The 17,298-nt window shown below is 70.4% G+C and carries 15 protein-coding genes and 1 pseudogene; 6 read left to right on the top strand and 10 right to left on the bottom strand.

What is annotated here, in order from left to right; all coding sequences use genetic code 11:
* Positions 1 to 42 precede the first annotated feature (42 nt).
* A complete protein-coding gene (locus ACZZ0J_RS16710) occupies positions 43 to 2,658 on the bottom strand; it encodes a hypothetical protein (protein WP_463437759.1) in 2,616 nt (871 codons plus the stop codon).
* Positions 2,659 to 2,935: 277 nt separating this feature from the next.
* A complete protein-coding gene (locus ACZZ0J_RS16705) occupies positions 2,936 to 3,919 on the bottom strand; it encodes an AraC family transcriptional regulator (protein WP_463437758.1) in 984 nt (327 codons plus the stop codon).
* Positions 3,920 to 4,039: 120 nt separating this feature from the next.
* Here ACZZ0J_RS16705 and ACZZ0J_RS16700 point away from each other — a divergent pair, with 120 nt between their 5' ends.
* Together ACZZ0J_RS16700 and ACZZ0J_RS16695 are read left to right on the top strand one after the other, a co-directional pair.
* Positions 4,040 to 4,225, top strand: coding sequence for a hypothetical protein (locus ACZZ0J_RS16700; RefSeq protein WP_463437757.1), 186 nt, complete (start codon positions 4,040 to 4,042; stop codon positions 4,223 to 4,225).
* Positions 4,226 to 4,245: 20 nt separating this feature from the next.
* The gene (locus ACZZ0J_RS16695) at positions 4,246 to 4,485 is read left to right on the top strand and encodes a MarR family winged helix-turn-helix transcriptional regulator (protein WP_463437756.1); all 240 of its coding nucleotides are present in this window, start codon (positions 4,246 to 4,248) and stop codon (positions 4,483 to 4,485) included.
* A gap of 67 nt (positions 4,486 to 4,552) precedes the next feature.
* Here the strand turns inward: ACZZ0J_RS16695 and ACZZ0J_RS16690 are convergent, their stop codons facing one another.
* The 7 genes from ACZZ0J_RS16690 to ACZZ0J_RS16660 form a co-directional block, all read right to left on the bottom strand.
* Entirely contained in the window at positions 4,553 to 6,400 is a 1,848-nt protein-coding gene (locus tag ACZZ0J_RS16690) for a choice-of-anchor G family protein (RefSeq protein WP_463437755.1), read from the bottom strand.
* Positions 6,397 to 7,125 carry a hypothetical protein gene (locus tag ACZZ0J_RS16685; protein WP_463437754.1) on the bottom strand — a complete coding sequence of 243 codons (729 nt, stop codon included), beginning with the start codon at positions 7,123 to 7,125 and terminating at the stop codon, positions 6,397 to 6,399. Before ACZZ0J_RS16685 ends, ACZZ0J_RS16690 begins: the two co-directional genes overlap by 4 nt.
* Positions 7,126 to 7,210: 85 nt before the next feature.
* Entirely contained in the window at positions 7,211 to 7,672 is a 462-nt protein-coding gene (locus tag ACZZ0J_RS16680; RefSeq protein ID WP_463437753.1) for a S26 family signal peptidase, read from the bottom strand.
* An 8-nt stretch (positions 7,673 to 7,680) separates the two neighbouring features.
* Positions 7,681 to 8,328: a SipW-dependent-type signal peptide-containing protein gene (locus ACZZ0J_RS16675; protein WP_463437752.1), complete on the bottom strand. Its 648-nt coding sequence runs from the start codon at positions 8,326 to 8,328 to the stop codon at positions 7,681 to 7,683.
* A gap of 212 nt (positions 8,329 to 8,540) precedes the next feature.
* Positions 8,541 to 9,389: a carbohydrate ABC transporter permease gene (locus tag ACZZ0J_RS16670; RefSeq protein WP_463437751.1), complete on the bottom strand. Its 849-nt coding sequence runs from the start codon at positions 9,387 to 9,389 to the stop codon at positions 8,541 to 8,543.
* On the bottom strand, positions 9,389 to 11,632 hold the full coding sequence (locus tag ACZZ0J_RS16665; RefSeq protein WP_463437750.1) for an extracellular solute-binding protein: 2,244 nt from the start codon (positions 11,630 to 11,632) through the stop codon (positions 9,389 to 9,391). Before ACZZ0J_RS16665 ends, ACZZ0J_RS16670 begins: the two co-directional genes overlap by 1 nt.
* 401 nt (positions 11,633 to 12,033) lie before the next feature.
* On the bottom strand, positions 12,034 to 13,050 hold the full coding sequence (locus ACZZ0J_RS16660) for a LacI family DNA-binding transcriptional regulator (protein WP_205464017.1): 1,017 nt from the start codon (positions 13,048 to 13,050) through the stop codon (positions 12,034 to 12,036).
* Positions 13,051 to 13,224: 174 nt separating this feature from the next.
* Here ACZZ0J_RS16660 and ACZZ0J_RS16655 point away from each other — a divergent pair, with 174 nt between their 5' ends.
* Together ACZZ0J_RS16655 and ACZZ0J_RS16650 are read left to right on the top strand one after the other, a co-directional pair.
* Positions 13,225 to 14,436, top strand: coding sequence for a sugar ABC transporter substrate-binding protein (locus tag ACZZ0J_RS16655; RefSeq protein ID WP_131922241.1), 1,212 nt, complete (start codon positions 13,225 to 13,227; stop codon positions 14,434 to 14,436).
* Between the two features lie 147 nt (positions 14,437 to 14,583).
* Positions 14,584 to 15,444, top strand: coding sequence for a carbohydrate ABC transporter permease (locus tag ACZZ0J_RS16650; protein ID WP_463438214.1), 861 nt, complete (start codon positions 14,584 to 14,586; stop codon positions 15,442 to 15,444).
* Here ACZZ0J_RS16650 and ACZZ0J_RS16645 read toward each other — a convergent pair.
* The gene (locus ACZZ0J_RS16645; protein ID WP_463437749.1) at positions 15,408 to 15,731 is read right to left on the bottom strand and encodes a hypothetical protein; all 324 of its coding nucleotides are present in this window, start codon (positions 15,729 to 15,731) and stop codon (positions 15,408 to 15,410) included. The genes ACZZ0J_RS16650 and ACZZ0J_RS16645 overlap by 37 nt on opposite strands.
* Here ACZZ0J_RS16645 and ACZZ0J_RS16640 point away from each other — a divergent pair.
* Both ACZZ0J_RS16640 and ACZZ0J_RS16635 read left to right on the top strand, forming a co-directional pair.
* Positions 15,724 to 16,278, top strand: a complete 555-nt coding sequence (locus ACZZ0J_RS16640) for a carbohydrate ABC transporter permease (protein ID WP_463437748.1) — start codon at positions 15,724 to 15,726, stop codon at positions 16,276 to 16,278. The genes ACZZ0J_RS16645 and ACZZ0J_RS16640 overlap by 8 nt on opposite strands.
* Positions 16,279 to 16,378: 100 nt before the next feature.
* A pseudogene (locus ACZZ0J_RS16635) lies at positions 16,379 to 17,223 on the top strand (ThuA domain-containing protein).
* Positions 17,224 to 17,298: the final 75 nt, after the last annotated feature.

The following is a 17,298-nucleotide window of genomic DNA, read 5'->3' as shown; positions in this document are numbered from 1 at the left end:
GGGTGGTGGGGAGGCCGTCGGTGGTGGTGCTGGGGGTGGGTGTTACTGCTTGGGGGTGAGGGTGAAGGGGCTGGACTTCGAGGTGGTGTTGTCGGTGCGGGTTTGTTCCGCGGTGAGGGTGTAGGTGATGTTGGGGCCGAAGCCGCGGTAGAACTCCCAGACGCCGTTGTTGTTGGCGGTGACGGTGGTGAGGGTGCCCCACTGGGAGCTGATGGTCACGGTTGCGCCGGGGCTGGCGATGCCGTGCACGCGGGTGCCGCCGGTGGCGTTGTACCCATCGGTCGGGCCGGCGATGGCGACGGGTGCGGTCTGGGACGGCTTCGGGGACAGGGTGAACGTCTCCGAGGTGCTGGTGCTCTCATCGACGCGGGTCTGGGTTGCGGTGAGCTGGTAGACCGCGTCGGGGCCGAAGCCGCGGTAGAACTCCCACTCGCCGAGCGCGTTGGCCGTGACGGTCTTGATCGGACCCCACTGGGTGCTGATCACGACGGTCGCGTTGGACGCGGCGGTGCCGGAGACCTTGTTGCCGCCGCTGGTCGGGTCGTAGAAGCCGTCGGTGGGGCCGGTGATCGCGACGGGTGCGGTGAAGTCGCTGCCCTCGGGGCTCAGCGTGAATGCTTCGGATGTGGATGTCTGGCGGTCGCTGAGGGTCTGGGTTGCGGTGAGGGTGTAGATGACGTTGGGTCCGAAGCCGCGCCAGAAGGACCAGTTGCCGTTCTTGTCGGCGGTGACGGTCTTGATGGTGTTCCACTGCGTGGCGATGTCGACGGTGGCGTAGGGGGTCGCGGTGCCGGTGACCTCGATGGTCTTGCCGTTGGCGTAGGTGGCGGGGCCGTTGATCACGACGGGCAGCAGCTGCTGGTCGCCGTCGCCGGTGACCTGCACGTCCGTGGTGGTGCGCAGGTTGCCCTTGGAGTGCTGCTCGACGGTGATCCGGGTCGCGTCGGTGGATGCCGGGATCTCGATCTCGGTCGAGTACACCCCATCGACAACGGTCGTCGTGGCGGTCTTGCCGCCAGCCTTCACGGTGATCTGCGCGCCGGTCTGGCCGGTGCCCTCGACGGTGACCATGCCCGGGGTGACCTTCCCCGCGGACGGGGAACCGATCGTGGCTGCCTGACCGTAGTCGGCGGTGGTCGTGGCGGTCTGGACGCCCTCGATCCCGGACTGCTCGATCCGGATCGTCTGCTCACCCGGACCGATCGGGTCGATCTGGGTCGACCAGGTGCCGTTGCGGACGGTCGCGGTCCCGATCCGCTCGGCGCCGTTGAACAGGGTGATCGTGGCCCCATCGACACCAGTCCCAGCCACCGTCGCCTTCTTCGACATGTCGTTCTCATCGAACGTGACGGTGCCGGTGGGGTCGGCGATCGTGGACGCGCCCGGGTTCACGGTCACTTCCGCGGTCGTGGTGTTCTGCCCCTTGGACTGCTGCGACACCACGAGCGTGTGCTTGCCCGGGGCGAGGTCTTCGGTCGTGACGGACCAGATGTTGTTGCCCAGGACCGAACCCGTGGCGAGTTCCTTCGTGGAACCCTTCTCCGTCACCGACACCGTCGCACCGATCTGGCCGCGGCCGCTCATCTCAAGCGGGCCGCCGGGGAAGTCGGAGTCCTGCTCCGGGGACGAGATGCTCACCCCGGCGCCGTAGTTGATGGTGTGCTCCACCGGGGTGGTCTCATCCGAACCGCCACCGGTCTTCGCCAGCCGCTGCGCGACCGTGACCGTGTAGTCGCCGGCCTTGTTCGGTGCCGGCAGGTCCAGGTTCCACGTGCCGTTCGTGCCGACCGGGGCCACGTGGGTCTGCTCATCCGGGGTGCGGACCACGACGTCAGCGGCCTTGTCTGCGGTCCCGGACAGCTGGACACGCTCGTTCGTGTTGCCGGTGAAGGTGTTCTTCACCGTCAACGGCGCGATCGCGAGGTCCACCTCGACGGTGATCGGCTCCCCGAGCCGTTCGCCGTCCTTCCACTGCTCGACCTTCACGGTCTGCTTCCCCAGCTTCAGGCCCGTGAGCTGCTTCGACCAGCGCCCGTCACCATCAGCCTCCGCCGGGATCGTGTCGTTGATGATCAGATCCGCACCCGGCTCCGCCGTGCCCTTCAGCACCGCAGACCGCCCAGGAACATCGACCGACTCCACCTGAGCTCCGAGTGGGCTGAGGGAGTACTCCGTCGCCCCCGTCCCGTAATGCGCGTACTGGCGCCCTTCGGAAGCCTGGAAGCCGTCGATGTGCAGGTCTTGGTGTGCCTTGTTCACCAGCTGACCGTTGACCAGCTTGAAGTGGCTCAGGTCGGCCGAGGCGTTGCAGGTTGAAGTCGCGGTAATGATCTTGCGTGAACCGATACCCAAGCAGCCCGTGTACTGGCCCCACGTCCAGGTGAGCACCGACCACGAATCGGACGATACATCGAACGTCCGCGCATTGGCGACCGCCTCCGTTCGAGAGGAGTACTCGATGAAGTGGGTGGCGTTGCCGGTCTTCGCCATTGCCCAGAACGAGCCGCCCCCGGACAGCACGAAGGGCATCGACTCCGTTGCGGTGATGCCGGGAGTGCTGGTTGTGGCGGTTGCTGCGGCGGTGCCGAAGCTGAGGCCGGAGACGAGGGTGGCTGCCGCGATACCCGCGGCACCGATCGCCTTGAAGGAAGTACGCATGATGATGCTTTCTGTCTGGGCTCGACAACGAGGAGCGACGTCGAGTCGCGGAGAAGGGGAAGGCAGCGCCCGGAGACACGGACACCGCGCAACACAATATATCAGACGTGGTATGCAAAACGCATCTACCGCGCCGCGGCATGATCGGCCGCAACCCGCAGAGGGCGCCAGGATGCCTTGAGAGACCTTTCGACCGCGCTCGGGGTCCGCTCGGACACCGAGCGCGTGCCACCTATCTGGCCCGAACCGATCCGCCCTCGACCGCCGGGCGCGGCCGTCAGCGGCGCAGGGTCTGCTTCGGGTACTCGCCGAACCGCGCCGCGTACGACGCCGAGAACCGACCGAGGTGCGCGAACCCCCAGCGTCGGGCGACGTCCCCGATCGCTCCGACCTGCGGGTCGAGTGCGAGGAGTTCGCTGCGCACGCGGTCCAGACGGACGTCCCGCAGGTAGGTGAGCGGCGACACGTCGAACACCCGACGGAACGACTCCTGCACCGACCGCACGCTCAGGCCGGCCACCGCAGCGAGGTCGGCGATGGTCACGGTCTCGGACGCGTGCGCGTGGACGTACTCGACGGCGGCGCGCAGCCGGGCGTTCCGCGGCAGGGCCAGTTCCGCCGGCAGGTCGTCGAGCTGCGGCGGGAAGGTCTCGAGGAACGCGGCGATCGCGAGCGACTTCGCCTCGGCCCAAATGTCGGAGTCCGAACCGCCCACACGGAGCGCGCGGGACAGCGCGGCGAGGGCACCCTGCCACCGGCCGTACATCGCGTTGTCCGGTTCGCGCGCGTGGTCGAAGCGGAGCGGCCGGTCCCCCAGGTCGAGCTGTTCGCCGGCGATCCGGTGCACGAGCTCCCGGTCGAGGTGCACCAGGCGCTGGTCGTGGTCCTCGGCCGCGAAGACGAACGCGGTGTCGCAGGGCAGCAGCGTCGGCACGTTCCGGTGCAGGTCCACCCGCTGCCCGGCGACGTCGAGGTGGGCGCTGCCGCTCGTCATCCACGCGACGATGTAGTCGGTGCTGATCGGCATCGCACCGCGCAGCACGCCGCGCATCTGGGACCGACGGATGCTGATCTCCGTGTCGCCGACCGCGGTGTAGCGGTAGACGAACTCGCTGCCGGTCTGCTGGGCGGACCACTGCTCGGCACCGTGCACCGTGGCCAGGTCACGCGCCGCTGACTCCGGATCGCTGCCGGACACCTCGAAGCGCACCGGCTCGCTCGCGCGTCCACCGGCGCGCGGGGCCTCGTAGGTGTCAGTCACGGTGCATCGCCCCGTGCCGGACACCCGAACCTGACCGTGCGACTCGTTATGTGGATACGCTGACCCGGTGAGCACGGCGTACGGTGGCGCGGACCCGATCGGTTCGAAGGGGGCGTGCTCGTGAGCGATCTCGACCTCGTGGCGGCGCTGACCCGACTCGAAGCAGCAGTGTCCGCACTGCGGGCGCGGTTGCGCGACCAGCTCGACGTCTCGGGCAGCGACCTGACCGTGCTGCAGTTCGTGTCCCGCGCCGAAGAGGCCGACCGGACCGTCCGCGTGAAGGACCTCGCGAGCACCTCGGCCTGACCGGCCCGGCGGTGACCGGCATGGTGGACCGGCTCGAACAGAGCGGGCACCTCAGCCGCGTGCCGAACCCGGCCGACGGGCGGAGTCGCCACATCGAGCTGACCGAGACCGCCAGGCGTGACTACTCGATCGCCATGGACGGCACGAACAAGCACCTGCACGAGCTGTTGGCCTCCTTCTCGGAACGGGACAGGGTCCGGTTCGTCCGGATCGTCGACCGCATCATCGCGGCCGTCGACCTCGGCGCCCCGAGCCCCTGACGGCAGATTACGGGCGCTCAGCGTGCGGCTCCGGTGATTGTCCACCATGCGCAGCTAGGTAACGATGCTACCTATCTCGGGGCCGGGCCGTTCCGACGAGCGACACCGAGTTCGGCCCCACCACGGCGCTGGCCAGGTCGACGCGGGCCAGTCCCCCGGGCACCAGGGCGTCCGCGACCGACAGGCGGAGTGCGGTCTGCGTGTACTGCCCGGTCGTCGCACGGCCGGCCGGGGTCGGGGCGGCCGCGAGGTCCTGCTGCACGTTCACCCGGAGCGAGAGCACCCCGGGCAGCCGCGAGAGGACCGTCCCGAGCGCACGGACGACCGGGCCGCCGATCGTCGTCGTCAGCGTCGTGCCGAGCGTCCCGACGAGCGCGAACAACCGGGTCGTGAGCGTCCCCACCACCGCCTGTGTCAACGGGTTCACGAGCGACGTCGCGAGGCCGGTCACGACGCCGAGCAGGCCACCCAGGTCGAGTCCGAGCAGCGCGACCCCGACCGACAGCTTCGTCTGCCCAGCCATGAGCGCCGCGACCCCGGTGTCGACGCCGATCGACAGCGTGGCGATCTTCACGCGGATGCCGAGCACCAGGGATGCGCTGAGATCGGCGGCGAGCGCGATCCGGACGTGCAGGGCCCCGAGCGCGGTCGTCAGGGCGGTCGTGATCTTCCCCGCCCAGGCGTCCACCACCTGCCCGAGCCGGTCGGCCAGCGCACCGAGGGTGACGGCGTCGAGCACCACCTCGTGGTTCGGCGGCAGGTCGTTGAGCCCGTGCTCGTCGTCGCCGAGCAGGTGCGCGAGGTCGACCCGGACGGATCCGGCCGACAGGTCGAGCGACAACGTTCCGCCGGCGTCCTGCACGGGTTCGGCGAGCAGCGGCGCGACCGCTCCTGCCAGGTCCGGCCCGGTGATCTCGACCGTGCCCCCGATGGTGCCGAGCCCGAGGCTGCCGGTGAGCCCGCCGAGCACCCCGAGCACGCCCTGGTTGATCGTCCGTGCGAGCACCCCGTCCGTGCCACCGAGCGTGTCGACCGCGGCGTCGAGCTGCACCACGGTGTCGTTCACCGCCGTGACGAGCGCGCCGACGAGCGGGCTGTCCACGCGGAGGTCGAGGCTCGCGATCCCGTAGTCGCGCTCGAGCCCGACGCGCCCGCTGTCGGCAGCGACCTGCTGCACTGCGGCACGCAGGTTCGTCGCGAGCGTGCGCTGGACGACCCCGCCCCACACGTCTTGGCTGATGGCGTCGCACCCGGCGAGCTGCGCACTCGCACCGACGGCACCGACGTCGAGCCCGACGTCGGTGACGTCCGCGATGCCCGGTAGTGCGCGGCCGAGCGTGATCGAGGCCGGGTCGGGCAGGTCGCCGGACGGGGTCGTCGGTGTGACGAGCACGCCACCGGAGTCCGCGACGAGCCCCGACGCCGCCACGGCTTCTCCGGTTCCCGACGCCGTCGCGACCTGGTTCACCGCGCCCGCTGAACCGGCCGGCAGTCCGAGGCCGAGACCGGTGAGGTCGATGCCCGCCACGTCGCCGAGCAGGCCGACGTCGAGCGGGTTGCCGAACGCCTGCGTGAACGGGCGGCCGCCGGTGCCGAGCTCGGGCGCGGTGGCCGGCTCGACCGATGCCGGTGCGGCGCCGGTCTTCGCGACGTCGACCCCGCGCACCGTGGCGACGTCGTCGAGGTCGATGCCGGCGATGCTCCCGCCCAGGAACCGGCTCGAGGCCGTCGACGTGTAGTCCGCGTCGGTGCCGCAGTCGAACGACGACGTGCCCACGGCCCCGTGCGCCCACTCGCGGTCCGACCACGACGCGGTGCTCGGGACGGCGGTGGGCGTGACCAGGGCTGCTGCGACGACGATGCCGGTGACGACCGCGATCCGGCCACGGCGCAGGTGCAGCGGACGCCGGCTCACGACCGGCTCCTGGGGCGCCGGAGTCGGAGAGCGACGCCGGCGAGGACGGCCGCGACCGCGACGAGCACCGGCCCCGCGAACCCGCCACCCGTCATCGCGAGGACGACCGGGCCGACGCCAGCGCCCTCGCTGTCGCCGTTGCCGCCGCCGTGTGCCGGGTGTCCGGACACGACGGGGTCCCCGCCGCGGGCGGTCACGCCGACGCCGACCTCGGCGGTCCGGGGCACCGTGGTCGCGGCGTCACCGAGGGACAGCCGGACGAGCAGGTACGCCGAGCCGTCGCCGTCCGGGTCTGGCACACGGACCGACGGCGCGGAGGTCGCCCAGTCGACGAGGGGGACCGTGTCGACGAGGGCGGCGGTCCGCCCGCCGCACGTGGGGGCTCCGGACGGGTCCGCCCACGGCTGGTCGCACGTCGCGACCGACACGAGCACGCCGTCGGTCCCGCCCGGCAGGCCGCCCCGCCCCGTGAGCTGCAGGTCGAGGGTGACCGGGCCGGGCTCGTCGACGCTCGTCCGCACCTGCCACGTGACGTCCGCGTCGTTCCCCGCCCCGGGCAGCACGAGGGGCTCCGGACCGGTGTGCAGCACCAACCGGCCCGGCGTGCCGGTCTCGGCCACGAGCCTCCAGTCCGTCGCGGCGACCGCCACCGCCGTCGTGCCGATCCCGGTCGCACCGACGAGCACCGCGGCGACCGCCGCGGAGGTGGCGAGGACGCGGGTCACGAGTCCTCCCGCCGGGCCGGCCAGAACGCCCACGCGACGAGCACGCCGACGAGCGCGACCGCCAGCCCACGGGCCGGGGCACTCGTCACCACGACGAGCACCGAGCCCAGGCCGGGGGCGTGCGCCAGCACGAGTCCGGCGTGCCGGACGACGTACGGGTCGCGGTCGTCGGAGGCGTTGTCGTCGCCCCGCAGGGTGAGCGACCGCGCCGCGGAGTCCCCGGGACCCGGTCCACCGCGACCACCCGGTGGGTGACGGGCAGGGCCGACCCCGCGCGTGGGACCGTGACGACGTCCCCGTCGGTGATCTCGGCCGCGGGCACGCGGTGCGTGATGGCGAGCCCGCCCGCGGGGATCGTCGGGGCCATCGACCCGGTGGTGACGACGACGAACGACAGTCCGGTGAACGCCACGGCGGCCCAGGCGAGCAGGCACGTGAGTCCGATCGCGCCGGCGACCGTCAGGACGACGGAGCGGACGCGGTCGGCGGGAGGACGGGGCGGCGCCACGCCCTCGTCGGAGGACGTCGGCGCGGTGGAGCCGCGCACGGCCGCGCTCAGTCGGACTCGGCGGCGAACTGCCAGGCGGGCGCAGCCGTCCGCCCTTGGAGCGCGTCGACCGTGGTGCCGGCGGGCAGCGTCGGTGACTCCGGCAGCGAGACCTCGAAGCAGTACACCTGCGTCGACCCGCTGGCCGCGGCGAGGGGCCGCGCGATCGTCGCGGCAGCCGTGCCGAGCGGCCCGGACGCGACGCTCGTCCACGGCACGTCGAACGCGGTGGCGTCGCAGACGGCGGTGGTGTCCGTGATCGCGGCGACCCGGACCTGCAGGGCGTTCCACAGCACGTCGTCGGCGTCGGAGACCGTGACCCCGGTCGCCGGCACCGCTGCCCGGAGCACCAGGTCGCCCGCGATCGAGTCGGCGGTGGTGCGGAGCGCGACGGGGGCGTAGGTCGCGGTGCCCGGCGACAGGGCGAGCGCGTCGACCGTGAACCGGAGCGCCTGCCCCGGGTTCGTCTCGTCCGAGGTGAAGCCCGCCGCGGCGAACGGCGCCGTGACGTTCTGCTCGACCTCGAACCCGGAGGTGCCGACGCCCGGCCCGCCCGAGCCGTTGCCGCCGAACACCCACTCGGTGTCCGTCCACGACGCGAGCGTGTAGCCCGCACCGCCGATGACGAGGACCCCGCCAGCAGCGAGTGCGAACACCCGGTTGCGGCGCCGGGTGCGGCGGGCGGTGTCGTCCGCGGCACGACGGCCGTGGTTGCGGGCGCGCGGGGCGCAGTGCTGTCAGCCATGACGTGTCTCCTGATCCGTGACGCCGATCGGTGGCGGCGACGGCCGGGGTGGTTGGTCCCGACCGTCGCCGTCGACGTCTGCTCCGATCCTGGCCGACTATCCCTCAGGAATCAATGGACGCGTCACCCCTTGACGGCGCCGGAGGTGAGTCCCGACACGATCGAGCGGCGGAACACGAGCACCAGGATGACGATCGGCACCGTCGCCGCGACGCTCGCCGCGAAGATCTGCGCGAAGGGCACCGTGAACTGCGTGCCGAACAGTGCGATGCCGACCGGGATCGTCCGGAACGAGTTCTCGCTGTTGAACGTCAGCGCCATCAGGAACTCGCTCCACGACGCCGTGAACGTGAACACCCCGACCGTGAACAGGCCCGGCTTCGCCATCGGCAGGATCACGCTGAGCACGGTGCGCCAGGCCCCGGCCCCGTCGATCTCGGACGCTTCCTCGATCGTCGAGGGGATCCCGACCAGGTAGTTCCGCATGATCCAGATGGCGAACGGCAGGTTGAACGCGACGTACGGCACGATCAGGCCCGGGTACGAGTTGAGCAGTCCGAGGTTGCGCTCGAGCAGGTACAGCGGCGTGAGCACCGCGATCGCCGGGAACACCGAGAGCATGAGCAGCGACGTCATGATCGCCGTGCGGCCCGTGATCCACCGGCCGGCGAGTGCGTAACCCGCCAGGAACGCCAGCGCGAGCACGATCACCGTCGTCGACACCGACACGATGACGCTGTTCACCATGTACTGCCCGAGCGCGTTGTCGCGGAAGGCCACCACGAAGTTGTCGAGGGTGAACGACTGCGGGAACGCGGTGGGCGGCGACTGCCCGATCTCGGACGCCGGCTTGAGCGACGTCGACACCAGCCAGTACAGCGGCAGCGCCGTGAGCACCGCGATGACGACGCCGCTGACGTTGACGGTGTTGACCCACCTGCGCCAGCCCTTGCGCACACGTTGACGGGGCATCAGGCATCCCCTCCCTTCGCCTGGTTCCGGAACGCCCGGAGGAACAGCAGACACCCGGCCGCGACGATGATCGCGGTGGACGTCGCGATCGCCGCGCCCGGGCCGATGTTGATGTCCTGGAACAGGACCTTGTAACCCATGATCGCGAGCGACTGGGTGGCGGTGCCCGGTCCGCCGTTCGTCAGCACGAACGGCAGGTCGAACACCCCGAACGCCTGCAGGATGCGGAACAGCACCGCGATCGTCAGCGTCGGGGTGAGCTGCGGCAGGACCACCCGCCAGAACGTCTGCCAGGTGCTGGCCCCGTCGAGCTCCGCGGCCTCGTAGTGGTCCTCGGAGATCTGCACGAGCCCGGCGAGCAGGATGATCGCCACGAACGGCGTCGTCTTCCAGATGTCCGCGACCATCAGGCCCGTGATCGCGGGCACCGGTTCGCCGAGGATCACCGGGGCGTCCCCGAACAGGCCGAAGAACCACGTCGCGACGCCGTAGGTGCTGTCGTAGATGTACTTCCACAACTGCGCGTTGACGATGGTGACGAGCGACCACGGGATGAGCATCAGCGCGAGCATCCAGCCGCGCGTGGCCCCGAGCCGCTCGAGGACCAGGGCGACGAGCATCCCGAGCACGAGTTCCACCGAGACGGTCACGACCGTGTACAGCACCGTGAAGCCGAGCGCGCGGTACCAGTCGGCGCTCTGCAGCAGGGCCGCGTAGTTGCCGAGCCCGAACGACTGGATCGTGAACCCCTCGTAGCCGACCTCGACGTCCGCGAAGCTCAGGACGATCGAGTAGACCACCGGGAAGATCGTCACCGCCGCGACGACCAGGAGCGCCGGGGCCGCGAAGCCCACGCGCCCCGCGCGCGGATGCGGTCGAGACGCGACCGTCCGCTCAGGCGGGGCGGCGGGTCGAGGCGACCCGTGCCTCCCGGCCTGGTGCCCAACCGGGTGGCCGTGCCGGCGCTCACAGCGCCTCCCCTGCAGGGCGAGCGCGATGGCCGAGGCCATCGTGCTCGTGCCGCCGTCGACGGACGCCTGCCCGCCGAGGATGCTGTTGCCGTTCTGGTACACGCCCTGCGAGACCTTCGGGTAGTACGCCGTCGACGTCGGACGGGGCACGAGTGTGATGCCGGCCGCAGTGTCGTAGGTGGGTCGCTGCTGGCGCTTCGCGTCCTCGCTGACGAGCGAGGCGCTGCGGGCCGGCAGGACGCCGCCCTCGCGGGTCAGGAACTGCTGCGCCGTCTCGCTCGACATCCAGCGTGCGAACGTCAGTGCCGCCGCGGGCTGCTGCGTGTGCGGGTTGATGTAGTTCCCCCACCCGCCGATCGTCGAGTGGTGCTCGTCCTGCCCGTCGAACGTGGGACGGGCGGCGAGCCCGACCTTGCCCGCGACCCGGCTGTCCGGCCCGTTCGCGATGCCCCACGCGTACGACCAGTTGCGCAGGAACGCCGCCCGACCGCCGGAGAAGGCGTCGTTCGTGTCCTGCTCCTGGTACGTCAGCGTGGCCCGGGGGCTCGCGCCGTCCGTGATCAGGGACCGCATGAACTCGAACGCCCGCTTCGTCTCCGAGCTCGTCGTCTCGGGCTTCGTCAGGTCGTCGTTGAGCAGCGAGCCGCCGGCGTCCGCGACGAACTCGGTGACGTTGCAGGTGAGGCCCTCGTACACGTCGCCCTGGAACGCGAACCCGTACGACACGTCACCGGTGTCGACGAGCTTCGCGGCCGTCTCGCGCACTTCCTCCCACGACCGCGGCACCTGCAGGGAGTGCTTCGCGAGCAGGTCCTTCCGGTACAGGAAGAACGACTCGTCGATGTAGAGCGGGAACATGTAGTACGTCCCGTCGACGCTCGCCGCCTGCCGCAGTCCTTCGGGGAACTGGTCGAAGAAGTCCTCGCCCACGAGTTGGTTCACGGGGGTGGCGAGCTTGTTCTTCGCGAACTGCCCGGGCCACGCGACGTCCCCGAGGTAGACGTCCGGCGTGCTGCTGCCGGCCGCGATCTGCGTCGTCAGGCTCGTCCGGTTCGTGTCCGTGTCGCTCGGGGCGCTCACGATGCGCACCCGGATGTTCGGGTGCTCCTTCTGGAACTCGGCGATGAGCCGGCGCCGCAGGTCACCGCCGTCCTTCGAGGCGACCTGGCCCGCCCACCAGCTGATCGTCGCCTCGCCTTCCGGCGGGTCGGTGGGCCAGTCCTGGACCAGCGTGCGCTCGGGGCGCGTGGAGCAACCCGCGAGGAGCAGCACCCCCGCTCCCCGAGCAGGAACATCCTGCGGTCGATGGCCATCCGTCCTCCTCGACGTGTGGTGCTGCGAACCTGTGCGTCCACACAACCAACGGACCCTGAGCGCCCGGTGGGTGGGCGGCGGCGGCATGGCCGAGTCTCGGGGTGGGCGACATTCCTCCGGGCTGACGGCGCGAGGCGAGTCGCTGCGCGCGAGTCTCGTGGGTGTGTCACGTGACCATCCGTCGGACGGGAGGCGCAGTGCGGGCCCGCCCCGCGCCTCCCGTCCGTCTCCTGGCCACGTCACGGGCGCGGGCGAGTCTCGGGGCGGGCGACAGTCCTCGGGGGCGCCGGCGCGAGGACTGTCGCTGCGCCCGAGTCTCGGGGACGCGGCGCCGAGACTCGGGCGGGGTCGGCAGGTGGTCAGGCGGGGGCGGGGGCCGTGGACTCCGCGGTGCGGAGCGTGCACGGCAGCAGGAAGTGCGGCAGGTCGTCGGACGTGCCGTCGAGCTGCTCGATGAGGGCGTCGGCGGCCCGGATCCCGAGCTCCTGACCCGGCGCGACCATGGTCGACAGCCGCGGGTAGTGCTGGTCGGCGTTGGCCTCGGACGACGCGATGCTGAGCACGGAGACGTCCTCGGGGACCCGCCGGCCGGCGGTGTAGAGGCCGACCAGGACACCCGCGGACGAGTCGTCCTTCATCACGAGCAGTGCCGTAACGTCGGGGTCCGCCGCGAGCAGGTCGCTCGTGGCCTGGCGTCCGCCGTCGCTGCCCGGCCCGGCGGTGACGACCGTTCCGGCCAACCCGCGCTCGGCGATCGCTCGCCGGAAGGTCGCCTCGACGCGCAGGTGCGGTGCGTAGCCGGCCATCGGGGTGCCCTCGAGGTCCTCGAGCACGAGTCCGAAGCGGCGGTGCCCGAGCGTCTCGAGGTGGTCGAGGCTGTCCTCGATGGTCGTCTCGAAGTCGATGTCGACGAAGGGCAGACCGCTGCTGTCGCGGGTCCGGCCGATCAGGGTGAACGGCACGCCGAGGTCGGTGAGGACGGCGACGCGGGGGTCGTCCATCCGCACCTCCATCAGGATGACGCCGTCCACGAGCCCACCCGAGACGAGGTCGTCGAGGTCGTCTCCAGCGGGGTCCACCGGCCAGAGCACGAGGTGGTGTCCCCGCTCGGACGCCCGTTCCGCCGCACTCATGAAGAACTGCGAGGTCGTCGGGCTGAAGCGGTTGCCGGTGGTCGGGAACAACAGCGCGATGATCCGGGTCCGCCGGCTCGCCAGGGCCCGGGCGACGACGTTGCCGCGGAACTTCAGCTCGCGCATCGCGGTCTTCACCCGCGCGGTGGTGCCGGGAGTCACGTACTTCGTCCCGTTCACCACGAAGGACACGGTGGCGATCGAGACCCCCGCCCGATCGGCGACCTGCTGCATCGTGGCCATGGCGCTGATCCTAGCGCGCGGGAACTCAGAAAAGCGCTTTACAGGTGAAGCGCTTATCTGTTAGCTTCTCGCCCCAGGAGCACAGCGACGATGACGTCAGCGGCCTCGTCGATGCGTGCCTGCCCCAGCATCCGTCAAGAGAAGAGCTCTGCAATGAAGCAAAGATTCCCCTCCATGTCCCGCCGGACGCGCGCCCTCGTCGGCGCAGTCGCCGTCGTCGCCACGATCCCCCTGGTCCTGTCCGGCTGCTCCGGCTCCGGATCGGCCTCGTCGGGCGGCAGCAAGGCCCTGACGATCGAGGACTACTACGACGCGAACTACAACCCGGTCTACAAGCAGTGCGCGAAGGAGGTCGGCGCGACGGTCACGATCAACCACGTCGCCGGCGCCGGTCTGATCGCGAAGGTGCTGCAGCAGGCATCGTCGAAGACGCTGCCCGACGTCCTCATGCTCGACAACCCCGACGTCCAGCAGATCGCCTCCTCCGGTGCCCTGTCCGACCTGTCCGACTACGGTCTCGACGCCGACGGCGACGTCCCCGGCGTGAAGGCCGCGAGCACCTACAAGGGCAAGCTCTACGGCCTGCAGTCGAACACGAACTCCATCGCGCTCTACTACAACAAGAAGCTCCTGGCGGACGCCGGCGTCCAGCCGCCCAAGACGTGGGACGAGCTCAAGGCCGCCGCGAAGAAGCTCACCAAGGGCTCGACCTACGGCTTCGCGATGAGCAACATCAACACGTACGAGGGCACCTGGCAGTTCCTGCCGTTCTTCTGGTCGAACGGCGGTGACGAGAAGGACATCGCCACCGCGGACGCTACCCAGGCGCTGCAGCTCGTCGAGGACCTGCAGGACGACGGCTCGATGTCGAAGAGCTCGATCAACTGGGCCCAGGCGGACGTCAACAACCAGTTCCTGGCCGGCAAGGCCGCGATGATGATCAACGGCCCCTGGCAGCTGCCGGCGCTCAACGAGAAGAAGGGCCTCGAGTTCGACAGCGTGCCGATCCCGACGCGCACCGGCGAGGCCACGGTCGCACCGCTCGGCGGCGAGGCGTTCACCGTCCCGCAGACCGGCGACAAGGACAAGATGCAGCTCGCCGGCAAGTTCGTCGGCTGCCTCCACTCGCAGAAGATGCAGAAGACCCTGTCCGAGGTGAGCGGCAACGTGCCGACCAACCTCGAGGCCGGCGCCGCCTGGGCGAAGGACCACCCGCAGGTCGCGTCCTTCGTCACCACGGTGCAGACCGCCCGCGCCCGCACCGGTGAGCTCGGACCCGACTGGCCCAAGGCCGCCACGAAGATCTACACCGCCGTCCAGCTCGCCCTCACCGGCAAGGCCAGCCCCGAGGCAGCGCTCAAGCAGGCGCAGTCGCAAGAGCAGTAGTCCACGGGGAGCCGGCCGACCGGTCGGCTCCCTCCGGCGTGCAGGAAAGGACCCCGGCGTGAGCGCCTCGACACAGACACGACCACGGACGATCCCGCCCGTGGTGACCCCCGACCCGGGCAGCGACGAGCCCGGTTCCGATCCGGCCTGACCCGATGGCTCTTCGTGGTGCCAGCGGCGGTCTTCGTGGCCGTCTTCTTCGGCTACCCCGTGGTGAAGAACATCATCATGTCCTTCCAGGACTACACGACGGCGACCTTCTTCACCGGCGAGGCCCCCTGGGTGGGGCTCGGCAACTACATCTCGGTGTTCCAGAGCTCGGTCTTCACGACGAGCCTCGTGAACACCGCCCTGTTCACGGCCGGCTCGATCATCCTGCAGTTCGTCATCGGGCTGAGCCTCGCGCTGTTCTTCCGTCGGCACTTCCCGCTGTCGGGCTTCCTGCGGGGGCTCCTGCTCCTGCCGTGGCTGCTGCCGCTCATCGCCTCGAGCGCGGTGTGGAAGTGGCTGCTCGACCAGGACAGCGGGGCACTCAACCAGCTCCTCGGCCTGGTGGGCATCGCGCCGGTCCCGTGGCTGGTCAGCCCGAGCCTCGCGCTCATCGCCGTCATCGGCGTCAACGTGTGGCTGGGCATCCCGTTCAACACGACCATCCTCTACAGCGGCCTGCAGTCCGTCCCGCCGGAGCTCTACGAGGCCGGGTCGCTCGACGGCGCCACCGGGTTCAAGGCGTTCTGGTACATCACCTGGCCGAGCATCCGGTCGGTGGTCAGCGTCGTGGTCGTGCTCGGGGTCGTCTACACGTTGAAGGTCGTGGACATCATCCTCGGCCTGACCGGCGGCGGGCCGGCGAACTCGACCCAGACCCTCGCCACGAACGCGTACCACCAGTCGTTCATCAACTTCCAGTTCGGCATCGAGGCCGCGGTGAGCAACGTGCTCATCGTCGTCTCGTTCGTCTTCGCGATGGTCTACATCGCGATCTCCCGGAAGGCGGTCGACGAATGAGCGTCGGACTCGCGAACCAGACCGTCACCGCCACCCGCGCGATCACGACGAAGCGGACCACCCGGGCACCCCGCCCGCGCGGTTCCGCCAAGGGCATCCCGTTCACGATCCTCGGGTGCGTGTTCCTCGCGATCATGGTGTTCCCCGTCTACTGGATGGTGAACACCAGCCTGCAGCGCGACGTCCGGGGCCGCCACGGCGACGTGGTTCCCGTTCTCCCCCACCTTCGCCGGGTACGAGGCGGCGTTCGCCCAGCAGGGGCAGAACTTCCTGTCGAGCATGATCATCGGCCTCGGCACCGTCCTGCTGACACTGGCCATCGCGACGCCGGCCGCCTACGGGCTGGCCCGGTTCCGGATGCGCGGCGGCCGGGTGTTCCTGCTCGTGCTGCTCATCACCCAGATGATCCCGGCGATCGTCATCGCGAACGCGCTGTACACGCTGTTCAACAACATCGGGCTGCTCAACAGCTACGTCGGGCTGATCCTGGCCGACAGCGCGGTCCAGGTGCCGTTCGCCATCCTGCTCATGCGGGCGTTCATGGAGTCGATCCCGCCGAGCCTGGTCGAGGCGGCACTCGTCGACGGCGCCAGCGACTTCCAGGCGTTCGTGTCGATCGTCGTGCCGATCAGCCGGAACGCCATCGTCACCGCGGCGCTCTTCACGTTCCTCGGCGCGTGGGGTGACTTCCTCATCGCACTGACCCTGACATCGACGACCGCGGTCCGACCGATCACGCTCGGCATCTACAACTACATCGGGTCGAACGTCACCGACTGGGGGCCCGTCATGGCGACCTCGGTGCTGGCGTCCCTGCCGCTGCCGTCCTGCTGATCTTCGCGCAGAAGTACATCTCCGCTGGTGCCCTCGGCGGTGCCGTCGAGTGACGGCCCCGGACCGACGCCACCACGTACCACCGTCTGAAAGGCACACCATGACCACCTCCCCGCTGCGCATCACCGTCTGGGGCGAGAACGTCCACGAGCAGGTCGAGCAGCACGTCGCCGAGCGGTACCCCGACGGCATGCACGGCGCGATCGCCGACGGCATCCGCGAGAACCTGCCCGACGCCGTCGTCCGGACCGCCACCATGCAGGAGCCCGAACACGGCCTGACCGACGAGGTCCTGGCCGCGACGGACGTCCTGACGTGGTGGGGCACGCCGCGCACCAGGACGTCGACGACGCCGTGGTCGACCGGGTGCACAAGCACGTCCTGTCCGGCATGGGCCTGGTCGTCCTGCACTCCGGCCACTGGTCGAAGATCTTCGGCAAGCTGATGGGCACCACGTGCACGCTTCGCTGGCGGAGCGAGCACGACCAGGAACTCGTCTGGACCGTCAACCCGCAGCACCCGATCACCCGCGGCGTCCCGAACCCGATCGTCATCCCCGAGCAGGAGATGTACGGCGAGTACTTCGACGTGCCGACCCCCGACGAGCTCGTGTTCATCTCGGGCTTCACCGGCGGCGAGGTGTTCCGGAGCGGCATGACGTACCGCCGCGGCCTCGGGAAGATCTTCTACTTCTCGCCCGGCGACCAGGACTTCCCCGTGTACCACCACAAGGACGTCCGCCGCGTGATCGCGAACGCGACCGAGTGGGCGCGGCCGGAGCGCGAGCGCGAGATCCCGACGCTCCGCCGGTACGACCTCGGCGAGTACTTCGAGGGGCAGCACTACCGCGGCCCGTTCGACGACGCGCCCGTCGACGACGCCCCGGTCGAGGACGCCGCCGTCGGCGACGCGCCCGTCGACGACCACGCCGGGGGGCAGGCGTGACCGCGGCTCCGCGTCCTGCAGGTCGGCGCCGGGGGCATGGGTCGGGCCTGGCTCGGCACCGTCGCCGCCGACCCC

The sequence above is a fragment of the Curtobacterium sp. AC272 genome (genome assembly GCF_979258155.1).
The sequence above is the reverse complement of the archived record's forward strand: the minus strand, read 5'-3'. Positions and strand labels throughout refer to the sequence as shown.